Annotated in this window: 12 protein-coding genes and 1 riboswitch; of the genes, 4 read left to right on the forward strand and 8 right to left on the reverse strand. The window is 74.3% G+C overall.

Annotated elements, in window-relative coordinates:
• Positions 1-47 precede the first annotated feature (47 nt).
• Positions 48-1,223 (reverse strand): iron-containing alcohol dehydrogenase, encoded by a 1,176-nt coding sequence (locus LY05_RS13065; RefSeq protein WP_148923452.1) that lies wholly within the window; start codon positions 1,221-1,223, stop codon positions 48-50.
• A gap of 164 nt (positions 1,224-1,387) precedes the next feature.
• On the opposite strand from LY05_RS13065, the gene LY05_RS13070 reads away from it, so the two are divergent.
• Positions 1,388-3,109, forward strand: a complete 1,722-nt coding sequence (locus LY05_RS13070) for a Y-family DNA polymerase (RefSeq protein WP_428842405.1) — start codon at positions 1,388-1,390, stop codon at positions 3,107-3,109.
• A gap of 14 nt (positions 3,110-3,123) precedes the next feature.
• Here the strand turns inward: LY05_RS13070 and LY05_RS13075 are convergent, their stop codons facing one another.
• The 3 genes from LY05_RS13075 to LY05_RS13085 all read right to left on the reverse strand — a co-directional run bounded on the left by LY05_RS13075 (position 3,124) and on the right by LY05_RS13085 (position 7,246).
• Positions 3,124-4,572: a TrkH family potassium uptake protein gene (locus LY05_RS13075; RefSeq protein ID WP_148923453.1), complete on the reverse strand. Its 1,449-nt coding sequence runs from the start codon at positions 4,570-4,572 to the stop codon at positions 3,124-3,126.
• Positions 4,573-4,904: 332 nt separating this feature from the next.
• Positions 4,905-5,978 (reverse strand): GTP cyclohydrolase FolE2, encoded by a 1,074-nt coding sequence (gene folE2, locus LY05_RS13080; RefSeq protein ID WP_072747861.1) that lies wholly within the window; start codon positions 5,976-5,978, stop codon positions 4,905-4,907.
• Between the two features lie 71 nt (positions 5,979-6,049).
• A complete protein-coding gene (locus tag LY05_RS13085; RefSeq protein ID WP_148923454.1) occupies positions 6,050-7,246 on the reverse strand; it encodes an O-succinylhomoserine sulfhydrylase in 1,197 nt (398 codons plus the stop codon).
• Between the two features lie 60 nt (positions 7,247-7,306).
• Positions 7,307-7,385, reverse strand: a riboswitch (SAM riboswitch).
• Positions 7,386-7,519: 134 nt separating this feature from the next.
• Between LY05_RS13085 and LY05_RS13090 the strand changes: the two genes are divergently transcribed.
• Positions 7,520-8,581 (forward strand): alpha/beta hydrolase family protein, encoded by a 1,062-nt coding sequence (locus LY05_RS13090; RefSeq protein ID WP_148923455.1) that lies wholly within the window; start codon positions 7,520-7,522, stop codon positions 8,579-8,581.
• Positions 8,582-8,653: 72 nt separating this feature from the next.
• Positions 8,654-9,358 carry a glutathione S-transferase N-terminal domain-containing protein gene (locus tag LY05_RS13095; RefSeq protein WP_148923456.1) on the forward strand — a complete coding sequence of 235 codons (705 nt, stop codon included), beginning with the start codon at positions 8,654-8,656 and terminating at the stop codon, positions 9,356-9,358.
• On the opposite strand, the gene LY05_RS13100 is transcribed toward LY05_RS13095, so the two are convergent.
• The 4 genes from LY05_RS13100 to LY05_RS15270 form a co-directional block, all read right to left on the reverse strand.
• A complete protein-coding gene (locus LY05_RS13100) occupies positions 9,310-10,161 on the reverse strand; it encodes an alpha/beta fold hydrolase (RefSeq protein ID WP_148923457.1) in 852 nt (283 codons plus the stop codon). The two genes, LY05_RS13095 and LY05_RS13100, sit on opposite strands and share 49 nt — an antisense overlap.
• The gene (locus tag LY05_RS13105; protein ID WP_072747866.1) at positions 10,158-10,973 is read right to left on the reverse strand and encodes a TIGR02186 family protein; all 816 of its coding nucleotides are present in this window, start codon (positions 10,971-10,973) and stop codon (positions 10,158-10,160) included. The genes LY05_RS13100 and LY05_RS13105 overlap by 4 nt, the downstream gene beginning before the upstream one ends.
• Positions 10,970-11,884: a sulfite exporter TauE/SafE family protein gene (locus LY05_RS13110; RefSeq protein ID WP_148923458.1), complete on the reverse strand. Its 915-nt coding sequence runs from the start codon at positions 11,882-11,884 to the stop codon at positions 10,970-10,972. Before LY05_RS13110 ends, LY05_RS13105 begins: the two co-directional genes overlap by 4 nt.
• Before the next feature lie 85 nt (positions 11,885-11,969).
• Entirely contained in the window at positions 11,970-14,456 is a 2,487-nt protein-coding gene (locus tag LY05_RS15270) for a mechanosensitive ion channel family protein (RefSeq protein WP_249041949.1), read from the reverse strand.
• 265 nt (positions 14,457-14,721) lie between these two features.
• On the opposite strand from LY05_RS15270, the gene LY05_RS13120 reads away from it, so the two are divergent.
• Entirely contained in the window at positions 14,722-16,071 is a 1,350-nt protein-coding gene (locus tag LY05_RS13120) for a glycosyltransferase family protein (RefSeq protein WP_249041950.1), read from the forward strand.
• Positions 16,072-16,129: the final 58 nt, after the last annotated feature.

Raw genomic sequence — 16,129 nt, forward strand, 5'->3', positions numbered from 1 at the left:
GCTCGGTCGCCGCGGCGGGCGGGGCGCCTGGCGGCGGCGGTCCCGGTTCAGGAAGCGGCCTCGAGAATCGCGATCAGCGCGCCCGTCTCCAGCGCGACCGGCGCGCCCTTCATCGATGACGAGGCCAGCGATTCCCTGGCCAGCGGCGCGTGGTCCTCGGGGCTGAGCCCCAGCGCGCCGAGGCGCGGCAGGCCCTGGGCGTCGATCCATGCCTGCAGGGCGTCGAAGGCCTCGGGCGCCGGCGCCTCGAGCGCCGCGCCCAGCCAGGCGGCGACCTCGTCCAGCCGCGCCTGCGCGCGGGCGTCGGGCCGTTCGGCCAGCGCCTCGCCCGTCGCGCGCAGCACATGAGGCAGAAGGCGGCCGCAGATGGCCCCGTGGGCGCCGCCGACGCGCCCCCCCGCCACGCCGGCCAGGCCATGCACCGCGCCAAGTCCGGCATTGGCCAGCGCCAGGCCGCCGAACAGGCTGGCCAGCGCCATGTCGGCGCGCGCGGCCGCATCGTCGGCGACCGCGCCCGGAGCCGGCTCCATCAGCGCGCGCAGCGCCCGCATGGCGCGCGGGATCGCGTCGCGGCACAGCGCATCGGTCAGCGGGTTGGCGCGGCAGGAAAGGTAGGGTTCGATGACCTGGGTCAGCGCGTCCAGCCCGCTGGCCAGCGTCACCGCGCGCGGCGCGCCGCGGGTCAGCTCGGGATCCACCACCGCCAGGCGCGGCAGCAGCCCCGGATCGCGCAGCGACACCTTGCGCCCATGCTCGGGCACGCCCAGCACGGCGTTGCGCGTGACCTCGGCGCCGGTGCCGGCGGTGGTGGGGATGGCGACCGCCGGCAGGGGCGGCGCGGTCAGGGGGCGGCCCTCGCCGACCACTTCGAGATGGGTCATGACGCCGCTCGGCTGCGGAACAAGGCCGGCGATGGCCTTGGCCGCATCCATGGCCGCCCCGCCGCCAAGGCCCGCCGTCGCCTCGACGCCGAAATCGCGCGCGCGGGCGACGGCGTCCTCGATCATCGCGACGGTGGGCTCGGCGGGAATGCTGACGGGCAGGATCTCGGCCCCCAGCGACTCGAGCGCCTCGGCCAGCCAGCGCCCGCGCCGCGGATCGGCGCCGGTGACCAGCGCCACGCGCCGTCCGAGCGCGCGGATGGCGGGCGCGGCCTGGGCGGCGGCGCCGGGGCCGAAGGCGATGCGGGCGGCGGTGGCGAAGTCGAAGCTCGGCGGGGTCATGCGCTCTCCTGCGGCGGCGCGCGGCGGGGCCGGGCGCGGAACGGGTCGGGATCGGGTCGGGGCGCGAGGATGGCGCGCCGCCCGGCCCGGCGCAAGCGCCTCTTGGCAGGCGCGGCGAGACGGGGCAGAATGAGAACATAAGAGGAACAAAAGGTTCCGCGCGCATGTCCATGATCGATTCCCCGCCCGCGCCCGACGCGCCCCATGCGCCCGCCTCGCCGGCGCCGCGCGGGCGGCGCATCCTGTCGTTGTGGCTGCCGCATATGGGGGCCGAGCGGGCCTTGCGCCGCGCCGGCCTTGACGCCGACGCGCCCTTCGCGCTGATCGCGCCCATCGGCGGCGCGGCGACGGCGGTCTCGGTCAACGCGGCGGCGCTGGCGCTGGGGCTGCGCGCGGGCATGACGCTGGCCGATGCGCGGGCGCTGCATCCCGCGCTGGCGGTGGCCTGGCGCGACCCCGCGGCCGAGGCGCGGCTGCTGGCGGCGCTGCTGCGCTGGGCGGGGCGCTTCAGCCCCTGGGCCGCGATCGAGGACGGACCGCCCGGCGAGGGCGGGCTGATCGCCGATGTGACGGGCTGCGCGCATCTGTTCGGCGGCGAGGCGGCGCTGGCGCGGCTGATGCTGCGCGAGCTGGGCGCGCGCGGACTGACGGCGCGGCTGGCGGTGGCCGATACGCGCGGGGGCGCCTGGGCGCTCGCGCGCTTCGGGGCCGCGTCGCCCGACGGCGCGGCGATCGCGCCGCCGGGAACGTTGCGCGCTGCGCTTGCGACCTTGCCGGCGGCGGCGCTGCGTCTGCCAGAGGAAACGGTTCGGGCCCTGGCGCGCCTTGGCTTGCGCCGCGTCGGCGACATCGCGGGCATGCCGCGCGCGGCGCTGGCGCGCCGTTTCGGCGTCGAGCTGACGCGCCGCCTGGACCAGGCGTTGGGGGCCGAGCCCGAACCCGTTTCGCCCGCACGCCCCGCGCCGGTTTTCGCCGTGCGCCTGACCTTGCCCGAGCCGATCGGCTTGCGCGCGGACATCGAGGCGGCGCTGAAGCGGCTGCTCGAGCGTCTGTGCGCCCGCCTCGAGGCCGAAGGGCGGGGCGCGCGCCGGTTGCGGCTCGAGATCCGCCGCGCCGACGGCGGCGCGCAGGCGCAGGAGCTGGGGCTGGCGCAGGCGATGCGCGATCCGGCGCGGATCCTGCCGCTGTTCGACGCCGCGCTTGCGCGGCTGGAGGCCGGTTTCGGCGTCGACGCGGTGCGGCTTGAGGCGACGATGACCGAGCCGTTGTCGGCGCGGCGGGTGCGCGGCTGCCTCGACGCGCAGGCGGCGGCGATGCGCCGCCGCCACGGTCCGCAGGCGCAGCAGGACGCGCAGGCGGCCGAGGCGGTTTTCGCCGATCTGCTGGGGCGGCTTGGCGCGCGCATCGGGCTCGAGCGGCTGTTCCGCCTGCATCCGGGCGACAGCCACATCCCCGAGCGCGCCGCCCGCCTGCTCGCGGCGGCCTGGAGCGAGCCGCATGCGGGCGGCTGGCCGCCGCCCGACGCGCCCCGTCCCGCGGCGCTGCTGACGCCCGAGCCCGCGCAGCCTCTGGCGGCGGCGGAGCCGGACGCCGAGAGGGGCGGCGCGCGCCGGGCGGCCGATGGCGGCGCGGCGGGGGGCGAAGGGGGTGGCGGGGCCGAGCGCCCGCCCGTCCGGCTGCGCTGGCGCGGACGGGTTCTGGAGCTGGCGCGCGTCTCGGGCCCCGAGCGCATCGCGCCCGAATGGTGGCTGGACGACCCCGCCTGGCGGGCGGGCGCGCGCGACTACTGGCGCGTCGAGACGACGGCGGGCGCCCGGCTGTGGCTGTTTCGGGTGTTGCGCGCGCCGCCGGGGCAGGGGTGGTTCGTGCAGGGGATCATGCCCTGAGCGCGCCTTGGCGCCTATCGCCGCCAGAACGCCGCCGTCAGCAGGACATAGACCGACACCACCTCGAGCCGGCCGATCAGCATCGCGAAGGACAGCAGCCATTTGGCCGAATCCGAGAGCGGCGCGAAATTGCCCGACGGGCCGATGATGTCGCCCAGCCCGGGCCCGATGTTGGCCAGCGCCGTCGCCGCGCCCGACACGGCGGTGACGGTGTCGTAGCCCAGCATGCCCATCGCCACCGCCAGCACGCCCAGCGTCAGGAAGAACAGGAAGAAGAACGCCATCACCGAGGAAATGACCTCTTCCTCCAGCGCGCGCTCGCCATAGCGGGCGGGGAACACGCCATGGGGCGTGTGGATGCGCTTGATCTGTGCCGAAATGGCGATCAGCACCACCTGGAAGCGGAAGATCTTGATCGAGCAAGAGGTCGAGCCCGTGCATCCCCCGATCAGCCCCATGAGGAAGAACAGCGCGCTCGAGAACGCGCCCCACTGCGTGTAGTCGACGCTGGCATAGCCCGTGCCCGAGATGATCGAGATGGTGTTGAACAGCGCCTCGCGAAAGCTTTCCTCGGCCCCGTCGGGAAAGCGCGCCAGGCGGAAGAGCGTCAGCGCCAGCGTCAGCGCGGCGATGATGGCGACATAGGCGCGCGCCTGCGGGTCGGTCAGCAGCGGCCGCGCCGTGCCGCGCAGCATCTGCACGTAGCGCGCGAAGGGCAGGCTGGCCAGCAGCATGAACACGCTGGCGATGTATTCCACGTTGCGCTCGAAATGCCCCAGCGAGGCGTCGTAATTCGCGAATCCCCCGGTCGAGACGGTGGTCATCGCGTGCACGATGGCGTCGAAGGCCGACATGCCGTCCGCCGCATAGGCCAGCGCGCAGGCCCCCGTCAGCGCCACGTAGATCCACGAGATCGACGCCGCGATCTCGCCCGCGCGGGGCAGGATCTTGCCCAGCGTGTCGAAGGATTCGGAGCGGAAGAACTGCATGCCGCCCACGCGCAGCGTCGGCAGGAAGGCCAGGGCGAAGACGACGATGCCGATCCCGCCGATCCACTGCAGCAGCCCGCGCCAGAGCAGCGTGCCCCGCGGCAGCGTCTCGAGCCTCGAGAACACCGTCGATCCCGTGGTGGTGATGCCCGACATCGCCTCGAAATACGCGTCGGCGAAGCTGGCCGACGGGGCGCCCAGCATGAAGGGCAGCGCGCCGAACAGCGGCAGCATCACCCACACCCCGACCGTCAGCGCGAAGGCCTGCTGGATGCTCAGTCCCTGCGAGCGCCGCGTGCGGCACGCCGCCGCCGCCGCCAGCCCCGCCGTGACCGACAGAAAGCCCGACAGGGCGAAGGCGCGCCAGTTCCCCGCGCCGTCGGCCAGATCCAGCGCGCAGGGCAGCGCCATCGCCGCGCCCAGCGCGGCGACGAGCAGTCCGACGACGTAGATGGCGGGGCGCAGGTCGATCATCGCCGCGGAGCATTGACCCCTTGCCCGGCGCCTGTCAACGCGGCTCGCCCGCTCGCCCGCTCGCCCGCTCGCCCGCTCGCCCGCTCGCCCGCTCGCCCGCTCGCCCGCTCGCCCGCTCGCTTGGGGCCTGCGCCGGCGCGCGGCGCCGGAGGCGTCGCTCGGGGGCGGGCGAACTCGTCGGCGCCGCGCCGCGGCGGCGGGCGCGCGGGCTCGCCCTCTGGCGCAGGTCGCCGCGGCGGGGCTGCGCCGGCCTGCGCAAGGGCCGGGCGGCCGTGCGGGCGGATCGGACCGCGCCGCCAATCAGGATCCGCGCGCTCTTTCGCGCGCGCCGCTCAGGCGCGCAGCGTTTCGAAGAAGCGGGGGTCGATGCTGGCCTGGGCGAAGGTCGGCCCGCTGACCAGCACCGACACGGCGTCGTGGCTGTGCAGCGACTCCTGGTGGCTGGCCGCGACGCGGAAATCGCCGATGCGCGGGTCCGCCTCGAGGGCCGCGCACAGCAGACGCGCCGCGTCCTCGACGAAGATCGGATTGGCGCCGTTGAGCTCGGCGAAGGCCTGCTCGTCCTCGCGCTTGACCATCACCTGCGTCTCGGTCGGGATGGCGCGCGCGCACATGTCGATCAGATCCTCGGGCCACAGCCGCTCTGCGCCCTCGGCCAGCGCCGCCGACACGCGCGCCAGCGAGCGCTGCGAATGCGGCGTGGCCATGCGCCCGCGCGCGGCGCGCGCATGCTCGGCCAGCTCGAGCGAGCAGGGGCAGGTCGAGGAATAGACGTAGTCCAGATGCATGGCCCGCAGCCGGCGCCCGCCCGCCTGCGCCAGCTCGAAGGCCAGGTCGTAATACTGCCAGCCCTCGAGCCCGCTGCGCAGCGCCTTGCGCCGCAGCGGCAGGCGCAGGCGCAGCATCAGGCGGGCCTCGTCGCTGTCGAGGTCATGCAGATAGGCGTCGAGGATGCGCCCGAGCGCCTCGAAGTCCATCGGCCCCTGCGCAAGGCGGTAGAAGCTGCGCATGATGCGGCTCATGTTGATGCCCTTGCGCGTGGCCTCGAGCGCGACCGAGCCGACCACCGAGGTTTCCAGCGTCGCCGTTCCCCCGTCGCGCAGCGGCCAGAGCAGCGGCAGGCGGAAGTTCGAGATTCCCACATGCTGGATCGGCCGCCGCGCGCCCCGGATCAGGCTTTCGGGGCCGTTCTGAAGGTCGGGCATGGCGGCCAGGTAGGGCGCGTCGGGGCGGAAGCCCTCGTCATAGACGCGGGCCGGCGCGGCCGCGCCGGATTCGGCCTCGAGCCGGGCGGCCAGCGCCGGATCGGCCCGGCGCAGGCGGCGCAGAACCTCGAGCGCCGCGCGCGCGGCCTCTTCCGAGGGCGCGGGTTCGGCGGGCGTCATCGATCCGGGCTTGATGTTCATGCTCGACCTCGTTCCTGTAGATCGCCTACGCCGCGGCAAGCTAGCGCGCCGGCGCGCGCGGGCAAGGCCGCTCAGTCCCCGTTCCGGGCCGCCTCGAGACCCCGCGCAAGGTCGGCGATCAGATCCTCGGGGTCCTCGAGCCCGACCGAGACGCGCACCAGCCCGTCCGAGATGCCCAGCGCGGCGCGCTGCTCGGGGCTGAGCCGCTGGTGGGTGGTGGTGGCCGGATGGGTGACGATGGTCTTGGCGTCGCCCAGATTGTTCGAGATCAGCGCCACGCGCAGCGCGTTCATGAAGCGGAAGGCCGCCGCCTTGCCCCCCCGCAGCTCGAGCGCCAGCATGGTTCCGCCCGAGCTCATCTGCCGCCGCGCCAGCGCGGCCTGCGGATGATCCTCGCGCCCCGGATAGATCAGCCGCGACAGGGCAGGCGAGCCGGCCAGCGCCTCGGCGATGCGCGCGGCCCCCTCGGCCTGGGCGCGGCAGCGCAGCTCCAGCGTCTCGAGCCCCTTGAGCAGCACCCAGGCGTTGAACGGGCTCAGCGCCGCGCCGGTGTGCTTCATGTAGGGCTCGAGCTCGTCGCGGATGAAGCGGCGCGTTCCCAGCACGACGCCGCCAAGGCAGCGGCCCTGCCCGTCGATGTGCTTGGTGGCGGAGTAGACCACGATGTCGGCCCCCAGCGCCAGCGGGCGCTGGAACATGGGCGTGGCGAAGACGTTGTCCACGATCAGCCGCGCGCCGGCCTCGTGCGCGATGCGCGCCACGGCGGCGATGTCGATCAGCTCGAGCGTCGGGTTGGCCGGGCTTTCGATGAAGCACAGCTTCGTCTCGGGCCGCATGGCGGCGCGCCAGGCGTCAAGGTCGGGGCCGTCGACCAGCGTCGCCTGGACGCCGAAGCGCGGCAGCAGCGTCTCGATGATGTAAAGGCACGAGCCGAACAGCGCGCGCGAGGCCACCACGTGGTCGCCCGCCGCGACCTGGCACATGATGGCCGCGTGAATCGCCGCCATGCCCGAGGCGGCGGCGAAGGCGTCCTCGGCGCCCTCGAGCAGGGCGATGCGCTCTTCGAACATGCGCACGGTGGGGTTGCCGTAGCGGGCGTAGACGAAGCCGGGATCCTCGCCGACGAAGCGCGCCTCGGCGGCCTCGGCGCTGGGATAGGCGAAGCCCTGGGTCAGGAACAGCGCCTCGGACATCTCGCCGAAGGGGCTGCGGACGGTTCCGCCGTGAACGAGGCGCGTGCGGGGGCGAAGCTCTGGGGGCTGGGTCATCTGCGCGTCTTCCCGAGGATACGGGCTCCGAACTGGTCCCGACCGTGCCGATCGGGACGGCGGCGCGCCTGCCCGACCTTTTAGCGGCTTGTTTAACGTGGCCCGCAATCCGGTCGTCCAAATCGCCACGAGCCACGCGCATACGCCCGCGCGCGGCCGCGGTCAAGGGCGCGGGGGCGGCGATTCACGCGATCGCAACGGCTTTGTGGTGAAGTGAAACCATCAGGACCGGAGGCGGCCGCTTCCCGGCCGCGCAAATGCGGGGGCGGCGCCATGACGTTGATGCATGTGACGGCGACGAAGCGGGGGCTGGCGCTTCATGCGCCGGGGCGCCAGGACCGGGCGGCGCCCGGGCGGGCGCTGGCGGGACGGCTGGCGCGCGCGCTCGAGGCGCTGCCCCAAGGGGCGCCGGTCGCGGTCCTGGTGCATGGCTATCGCTACTCGCCCCTCGCGCCCGCCGCCGATCCGCATGCGCTCCTGTATGATCCCCGGCGCGGCGCGCGCTGGCCCGCGGCGCTGGGCTTCTCGGCAGAGGATCCGCGCGACGGGCTGTGCATCGGCTTCGGCTGGCCGGCCTCGGCGGGGCATGTGCGCTCGCTGCTGCGCCATGGGCGCAACGGATTCGCGCAGGTGTATCGGCGCGCCGCCGGGGCGGGCGACCTGCTGGCCGAGCTGCTGACGCTGGTCAATGCGATCCGCCCGGATCTGCGCTGCGGGGTGTTCGCCCATTCGCTGGGCGCGCGCGTGGCGCTGCGCGCGCTGGGCGCGCCGGGCGTCGGTCCGGTGGTGCTGCTGGGGGCGGCCGAACACGCCAGCGCCGCCCGCGCCGCGCTGGGCGCGGCGGGCGCGGCGGGGGCGCATGTGGTCAACGTGATCTCGCGCCAGAACGATCTGTTCGACGCCATGTTCGAACGCTTCGCTCCCGCGCCCGCCGGCGCCCCGGGCGGCGCGCTGGGGCGCGAGGGGCTGGGCGCCCGCCGGCCCGACTGGATCGACCTGCAGCTGGACCACCCGGCGGTCGAGGCCTGGCTGGCGGCGCGCGGGGTGCCGCTTGGCGACGCGCGCGCGCCGGTCTGCCATTGGAGCTTCTACGCCCGGCGCAACGCCATGGCCTTCTACGCATGCATCCTGCGCCGGCCCGGCGCGTGGTCGCCCGCCGCGATGCGCGCGGCCGGCGTTCCCGAGGTTCTGGCCCCGCGCTGGGCGCGCCTTGCGCCCCTGCGGGCGGCGACCGCGGGCGCCGGGTTCTCCGTCGGCGGGCTGCGGGCGCGCGCGGCGCGGGCGCTGGGCGCCGCCGGCGCGGGCCGGCCGGCCGAGGGCGGCGCGCTGGCCTGAGCGCGGTCTTGCGCGGGGGCCGGGGCAGGGGCAATCTGCGGCTGCCGGCAGCAATTCACGGAGAACCACAAGATGCCCGCGCCCATCGAGTTGCATTACTGGCCGACGCCCAATGGCTGGAAAGTCTCCATTGCGCTCGAGGAAATGGGGCTGCCCTACGAGACCCGGCTTGTGAACATCGGCGCGGGCGAGCAGTTCAGGCCCGAGTTCCTGCGCATCTCGCCCAACAACCGCATGCCCGCGATCGTGGACCACGAGGGGCCCGACGGCGCGCCGATCTCGGTTTTCGAATCCGGCGCCATCCTGCTTTACCTGGCGCGCAAGACCGGCCTTTTCGGCGGCGGGAACGAGCGTGCGCGCGTCGAGGTCGAGCAATGGCTCATGTGGCAGATGGGCGGGCTGGGGCCGATGGCGGGGCAGGCGCATCATTTCCTGGTCTACGCGCCCGCCATGGACCCGCCGCAGACGCTGCCCTACGCGCAGGCGCGCTATCGCGACGAGGTGGCGCGGCTATACGGCGTTCTGGACCGGCGCCTGGCCGATCGCGATTACGTGGCGGGCGACTATTCCATCGCCGACATGGCGATCTGGCCCTGGGCCTCGTTGTGGGAGCGGCAGGGCCAGGATCTGGAGCGCTTTCCCAACATGGCCGCCTGGCTCGAGCGGGTCGGCGCGCGCCCGGCGGTGCGCCGCGGGCGCGCGCTGGCGGCCGAGCTGCGCGGCGAGATTCAGAACGACCCCAAGGCGCGCGAGGCGCTGTTCGGCCGGCGCGGCTGAGCGGCGATCTCTTCCAGCCAGGCGGCCAGAAGGGCGTGCGCGGCGCGGGCCGAGTCGGGCTCGAGCATCATCAGATGCCCCGCCTCGGGCAGAACATGCGCGCGCCCGCCATGCCACAGCGCCGTGGCCGCGGCGTCGAGCGGCGGGGTGATGGGGTCGCGCCCCCCGGCCAGCGTCAGCACCGGCGGGCGCGGCGCCCAGGGCGTCAGCCAGAAGGGCGGCGGCGCGAAGGGGCGCAGGCCCAGGGCCTGCACCATCGGCGTCCAGGGTTCGTCGCGCAGATTCGCGGCCAGCCAGGCCAGCAGCTCGGGATCGGCGCCGCGGGGCAGGAACAGCCGAATCAGCCGCTCGGCCGCGGCCGCGCGCGGCCCGTGGGCCGCCAACGCGGCGAGGGCGCGCCAGTCCTGGGGGCTGCGCAGCATCAGCTGCGCGCCCGCGCGCGCCATGCCGTAGGGCGGCGCGGGGCACATCAGCGCCAGCCCCGCCATGGGCGCGCCCATGCGCAGCGCGTTCTGCGCCGCCGCCGCGCCCAGCGAATGGGCGATGACGACCGCGGGCCGTCCCGCCGCGCGGATCGCGCGGGCGATGCGGCGCGCGTAAAGGTCCAGCCCGCCGCGTCTTTGCGCGCGCTCCTGCGCCGAGGCCAGATCCGGCGCCCAGCAGCGATAGCCCTGGGCGACGAAGTAGGGGATGGTCGCGCGCTCCCAGATCCAGGCGCCCGCGCCCATGCCGTGCACGAAGATCAGGTCCAGCGGGCGGCGCGCATGGGCGGGGCCTGCGTAGAGGATGGGCGGGGCGCTCATTTGCGCATGGCCCGCACCAGTTCCGACGCGCCCCAGCCCGCCGCCAGGGCCAGCGCCAGGGACAGCGCGCCGTACAGCGCCGGCCGCTCGCGCGACAGCGTCTCGACCCAGCGCTCGAGCCCCACCTTGCGCACGCTGATCGCGGCCTTGCGCACATCGGTCACGCGCCGGTCGCGCAGCAGGAACACGCGCGCCTCGTAATTGCCCTCGACGATGTCGGGGGGCAGCCCGATATGGGCGGTGAAGAGCGTGTCCTCGAGCAGGCGCACCCCGCCCGGCGCCTCGACGTAGAAGCCCGCCTCGCGGCGCAGGCGGATGACGGCGCGGCGGAAGGCCTGGGGATCGTCGACGGGGCCGGCGTCGATCATGCGCACCTTGTGGTTGATGCCGATGCGGTGGCGCAGATCGTCGGTGTAGGAGAGCACCTCTTCGAGCGGGCCGGTCGAGGCCAGGGCGTAGAAGCTGGGCGCCTCGTCGACGCGCACGGCGGCGCGGTTCATCCACACGCCCATCACGCGCTCCTTGCGGCGCACGGTCAGCGCCTCGGGCGGGCCGGCGATCTCGACGATGACGTCGAGCTTGCCGGGGGGCGGCGGCGCCTCGCGGCGGATGGCGCCGAAGACGAAGATCTCGGAGCCCGAGAAATCGGCGGTGATGGCGACCCGGTTCTGGCTGAGCGCGGCGACCACGCGCTCGACCTGGCGCGTCCAGGGCTGGGCCGAGACCAGCGCCGGGGCGGCCGCGGCCAGCAGCGCCCAGGGGGCGAGACGGCGGCGGGGCGCGGCGGCCGGGGCGAAGGGGCGCGGGATCATGGCGCGACCGGGGCGATCGAGAACAGCTCGTCGGGCGTGGCGACCAGGTCGTAGCCCACCCGCGCGCACACGGCCAGCACCAGCGCGGCCAGCAGCACGCGCAGCTGTTCGGCGCGCAGGCGCGTTCCGATCCGCGCGCCCAGCTGCGCGCCGAACACCCCGCCCACCAGCAGCATCACCGCCAGCAGCGCATCGACGCTGCGGTTCTCGACCGCGTGCATGATGGTGGTCGCGCCGGCGACGAACATGATCTGGAACAGCGAGGTGCCCACCACCACGTTCGTCGGCATGCCGATCAGGTAGATCATCGCCGGCACCATGATGAAGCCGCCGCCCACGCCCATCACCGCCGACAGCACCCCCACCAGCGCCCCGACCATGAAGGGCGGGATGGCGCTGATGTAGAGGTTGGACGCGCGAAAGCGCATCTTCAGCGGCAGCCCGTGCACCCAGCTGTGGCGCTTGCGCCGGCGCGGCGCGCCCGGCCGTCCGGCCTGGCGCAGCGCGCGCAGGCTTTCGAGCATCATCAGCCCGCCGACGCCGCCCAGGAACACCACGTAGCTGAGCGAGACCAGAAGCTCGACCTGGCCCATCTCGCGCAGCGCCGAGAAGATGCGCACCCCCAGCGCCGAGCCCGCCACGCCCCCCGCCAGCAGCACCGCGCCCATGCGCAGGTCCACCGCCCGCCGGCGCCAGTGCGCCATCACCCCCGACAGCGAGGCGCCGGCGATCTGGTTCGCGCCCGTGGCCACGGCGACGGCCGGGGGGATGCCCGAGAAGATCAGAAGCGGCGTCAGCAGAAACCCGCCGCCGACGCCGAACAGCCCCGAAAGCACCCCGATCAGACCGCCGAGCCCGAGGATGAGCAGCGGGTTCACGGACACTTCCGCGATGGGCAGATAGATGTGCATGCCTGTTCCGTCGCTTGACCGGGCGAATCGGCGCGCCCGCGCTCCATGCTAGGACGGCGCGCGCCCCGGGTCTTGTCCTGCGCGCCTAGCGCGTCGTCGCGCCGCCGCCGGCCGCGGCGGCCTCCTCGTCCACCAGATCGGCGACGCGCCGCGCGGCGGCGCCGGCGATGCGCGCGCGCTCTTCGTCCGCGGCGCCGGCGGGCAGGTCCGGCAGGCGCACGGTGACCTCGCGCGCGGCGAAGCGGATGCCCTCCTTCTCGAACAGCTCGCGGATCTTCTGGTAGACCAGCTTGCGCGTCGTCCACTGGTCGCCGGGCCGGGTCATGTACTTGACGCGAATGATCATGGCGCTGTCCTCCATCTTGTAGACGCCCTGCGACTTGAGCGGCTGAAGGAACTTGCGCCCCTCGGTGGGATGCTGCAGCAGCTCCTGCCCCAGCTTCTTGATCAGCTTGCGCACGCGCTCGACGTCGGTGTCGTAGGTCAGGCGCAGCGGCAGCTTCATCATCACCCAGTCGCGCGAATAATTGGTCAGGTGGCGGATCTCGCCGAAGGGGATGGTGTGCAGCGCGCCCAGGTGATGGCGCAGCTGCATCGAGCGCACCGAGATCTTCTCGACCGTGCCCTTGACGTCGCCGACGTCGATGTATTCGCCCTTGCGGAAGGCGTCGTCGATCAGGAAGAACACCCCCGACAGGATGTCGCGCACCAGCGTCTGCGCGCCGAAGCCGATGGCCAGACCCACGATGCCGGCGCCCGCGAAGATCGGCGCGACGTTGAAGCCGAGCTCCGCCGCCGCCGTCAGCGCCACCGCGATGCCGATCACCACCAGGATCGCGCTGCGGAACAGGGGCAGCAGCGTGGCCAGTCGGCTGGCGGACGAGGCGCCGCCCTCGTCGCCGGGCGTGACCGGCACGTCGTCGGCCCCTTCCTCGGCGATCTTGCGGTCCAGCCAGATGCGCGCGGCGTGAAAGGCGATGTAGCCGAAGAACAGCGTGTCGAGCGTGTCGCCGAGGGCGTCGAGCCGGGCGTTGCGGTCGAAGATGTCGGGGCCGCCCCAGAAGCGGATGACCACATAGGCCCCCAGCCCCAGCGCGAACAGGCTGGCCGCGCGGCGGGCCAGGTCCTCGAAGCTGCGCAGGGGGTGGTTCTGAAGCGGCAGCGCGCGGCGCGGGGCGGTCGCCTGGGCGCGCGCGGGCGAGGGGCCGCCGCCTTCCTCGTCGCCGCCATCCCCGCCGCCATCCCCGCCCTCGCCCTCGGCCGTCTCGTCGCCGCTGGCATGGGCGGGCGCGGCGGCGGGCGGGGGCGCGGCGGCGGCCTCTTCGGCGTCGCGCCGCGCGGCGTCGGCGTTGATCGCGTCGCGCGCGCGCGCTCGGGCGAAGGCGCGCTCGACCGCGTAGACGATCAGCGCGTAGCAGATCAGCGACAGCATCAGCGCCAGCAGCGCGCCGCCCACCAGCGGCACCTCCTGGCGCAGGCCCATGATCGTGCGGAACGATTCCTCGGCCCACGCCGCCAGCACATAGGCCGTCGCCAGCGGCGCCCATGTCAGCGAGGCGAAAGAGGCCAGCCAGCTGACCTCGGACCGCCGCCGCCCGCCCAGGATCGCGTTCGACACCGCGCGCCGGTTGGTCCAGATCATGACCACGATCAGCGCCGTCGCGACCAGGTTCATCGCGATGGTGACCAGCGCGTGCAGGTCCGTCGGCACGTCCATTTCCAGAAGCCAGGCGCAGAAGGCCTGTCCGGCGATGCCGACGAAGGTCGCCGCCGACAGCCACAGATAGAGCCGGCGCGCATCCGCGTCCGAGATGGCCGGGATGCGGTAGTCGCTCAGATACGGGCTGACCGTCATGCGCCAGCCGGTGTCCACCAGCATGAACAGCGCATACGCCCCCAGGATCACCGCCCCCGTCGTCGCCGTGGGCGGATGGTCGCGCATCAGCGCAAAGCCCAGCCCGACCGCGACCACCAGGTTGATGGCGATCGCCGCCAGCGTGATCGCCATGCGCAGCGCCAGCACCGGCAGCTTGTCCGACAGCGCTTCGGGCCTGCGCCCGCGCTGGGCCGCGATCATGAGCGGGCGGAAGACGTAGACCGCCAGCACCACCACCACCGCGCGGCCGATCATCAGCAAGAGGATCGCCACCAGCGCCACGCCCGCGAAATAGCCCGGCTTGCCGTCGGGCGCCGCGCGCGCCAGCGCCCGCTCGATGTCCTCGAGGGCGGTCGGCGCGCGCGCCAGCATCCGCTCCAGCCTCTGGCGGAACACGCTCACCGTCTCGGTGGTGCGCGAGATGACCGACTCGGCGCCGTAATCGGCGAGCGTGCCGTATGCGGCCAGATCGGGCGGGCGGTTGGCCGCGTCGGGTTCGGCGGCGGGGCGCGACATCAGCGGCTCGGAAGCGGGCGCGGGCTGGGCCTCGGCCGCGCTGCGGGCGGCGCTCGGGAACAGTTTCTCGTAGCTCAGGATCTGCGCCCCCGCCTGCGCGCCCCAAAGCGCCGCGGCGGCCAGCGCGAGGGCCAGCGCCAGCAGAAGGCGCGGCTTTCCGGCGGGACCTTGTGCGGACATGAGCGAATCTCCCAGGCTGCCGGCCGGGGCGCCGGCCCGTCACCATAAACCCGCAGGACGCGCGGCGCAGCGGGCGCGCGAGAAATTGACCGCGCGTGCGCGTGCGGCCGATCATGCCCGCGCGCGCAATGCGCCTTTCGCCGCGCCGCGCTTTTGGTGTAGCGTGGCCGCGCGTCCCGGCGAGGGGGATGCATGCAACGCCAGCCGGGATTGTGCAATGGCAGCGACTTCGCGAGATGCCCGGGCGCCGGTCGCGCGTCGCGTGATGCTTTACAGTCACGACACCTTCGGTCTTGGCCATCTGCGCCGCTCGCGCGCCATCGCGCAGGGGCTGGCGGCGGCCGCGCCGGACCTTGCGGCGCTGATCCTCACGGGCTCGCCCATCGCCGGGCGCTTCGACTTCGCCGACCGGGTGGACCATGTGCGCCTGCCCGGGGTCGTCAAGCTGCCCGACGGCGACTACGCCTCGCACAATCTGGGCCTGCCGCTGGACGAGACCGTGCGCCTGCGCGCCGCCATCATCCGCGCCGCCGACCAGGCCTTCGGCCCCGATCTTCTGATCGTGGACAAGGAGGCCTGGGGCTTTCGCAACGAGCTGGCCGAGACGCTCGAGGCCGCCTCGCGCCGCGGCGCGCGAATCGTTCTGGGCGTGCGCGACGTGCTGGACGAGCCCGCCGCCCTGGCCGCCGAATGGGCGCGCAAGGGCCATGCCGAGGCCATCGAGCGCTATTTCGACGAGATCTGGGTCTATGGCCTGCCGCAGATCTGCCGCCCGCTCGAGGGGTTGGGCCTGTCCGAGCGCGTGCGCGCGCGCATCCGCTACACCGGCTATCTGCGCCGCGACGCGCCCGAATGGCCGCCCGAGGTGGGCGTCACGGCGCCGGACGAGCCCTTCGTGCTGGTCATGACGGGCGGCGGCGGCGACGGCGAGATGCTGGTGGACTGGGCGCTGTCGGCCTACGAGGCCGATCCGACGCTGCGCCCGCATGCGGTCATCGTCTACGGCCCGTTCCTGGCGCCCGACCTGCGCGCGGCCTTCGACCGCCGCGCGGCGGCGCTGGGCGGGCGCGTGACCGCGATCAGCTTCGATCCGCGCGTCGAGCGCCTGCAGGGCGAGGCGCAGGGCATCGTCGCCATGGGCGGCTACAACACTTTCTGCGAGATCCTGAGCCGCGACAAGCCGGCGGTGATCGTGCCGCGCGTGCGCCCGCGCAAGGAGCAGCTGATCCGCGCGCAGGCGGCGGCGCGTCTTGGGCTTGCGCGCATGCTCGTGCCCGAGGCCGAGGGGCGGCGCGATCCGGCGGTCATGGCGGCGGCGATCCGCGGCCTGGCCGACCAGCCGCGCCCGTCGGCGGCCGCGCCCGCGGGCATGCTCGACGGCCTCGACGCCATCATCCGCCTGGCGATTCCCCAGACCGGCGCCGCGTCCGGGGCGGCCGCGCCCCGGGGCGCGGCGACGGACCGCGCCGCCGGCCCCGCGCCCGATCTCGCGCCCGATCGCGCGCCCGATCGCGCAGATGTCGCCGATTGCGACCAGGCGCCCGCCGCCCCGCCAGCCGCGCCCCACGCCGCCGCGCCTCCCGCCGCAGCGCGCCGCGCCGCGGGCGGCGGTTGAGCCGCGCGGCCGCGCGCATCGTCAAGCGCAGGGAATCATGAGCAGTCCCGACCGTCCC

The organism is Oceanicella actignis, from assembly GCF_008124525.1.
GTDB classification, from domain to species: domain Bacteria; phylum Pseudomonadota; class Alphaproteobacteria; order Rhodobacterales; family Rhodobacteraceae; genus Oceanicella; species Oceanicella actignis.

Bases quoted from the DNA above. Each gene is read 5' to 3' on its own strand.
- LY05_RS13065 (WP_148923452.1), bottom strand. From the start codon at position 1,223: ATGACCCCGCCGAGCTTCGACTTCGCCACCGCCGCCCGCATCGCCTTC.
- LY05_RS13070 (WP_428842405.1), top strand. From the start codon at position 1,388: ATGTCCATGATCGATTCCCCGCCCGCGCCCGACGCGCCCCATGCGCCC.
- LY05_RS13075 (WP_148923453.1), bottom strand. From the start codon at position 4,572: ATGATCGACCTGCGCCCCGCCATCTACGTCGTCGGACTGCTCGTCGCC.
- folE2 (WP_072747861.1), bottom strand. From the start codon at position 5,978: ATGAACATCAAGCCCGGATCGATGACGCCCGCCGAACCCGCGCCCTCG.
- LY05_RS13085 (WP_148923454.1), bottom strand. From the start codon at position 7,246: ATGACCCAGCCCCCAGAGCTTCGCCCCCGCACGCGCCTCGTTCACGGC.
- LY05_RS13090 (WP_148923455.1), top strand. From the start codon at position 7,520: ATGACGTTGATGCATGTGACGGCGACGAAGCGGGGGCTGGCGCTTCAT.
- LY05_RS13095 (WP_148923456.1), top strand. From the start codon at position 8,654: ATGCCCGCGCCCATCGAGTTGCATTACTGGCCGACGCCCAATGGCTGG.
- LY05_RS13100 (WP_148923457.1), bottom strand. From the start codon at position 10,161: ATGAGCGCCCCGCCCATCCTCTACGCAGGCCCCGCCCATGCGCGCCGC.
- LY05_RS13105 (WP_072747866.1), bottom strand. From the start codon at position 10,973: ATGATCCCGCGCCCCTTCGCCCCGGCCGCCGCGCCCCGCCGCCGTCTC.
- LY05_RS13110 (WP_148923458.1), bottom strand. From the start codon at position 11,884: ATGCACATCTATCTGCCCATCGCGGAAGTGTCCGTGAACCCGCTGCTC.
- LY05_RS15270 (WP_249041949.1), bottom strand. From the start codon at position 14,456: ATGTCCGCACAAGGTCCCGCCGGAAAGCCGCGCCTTCTGCTGGCGCTG.
- LY05_RS13120 (WP_249041950.1), top strand. From the start codon at position 14,722: ATGCTTTACAGTCACGACACCTTCGGTCTTGGCCATCTGCGCCGCTCG.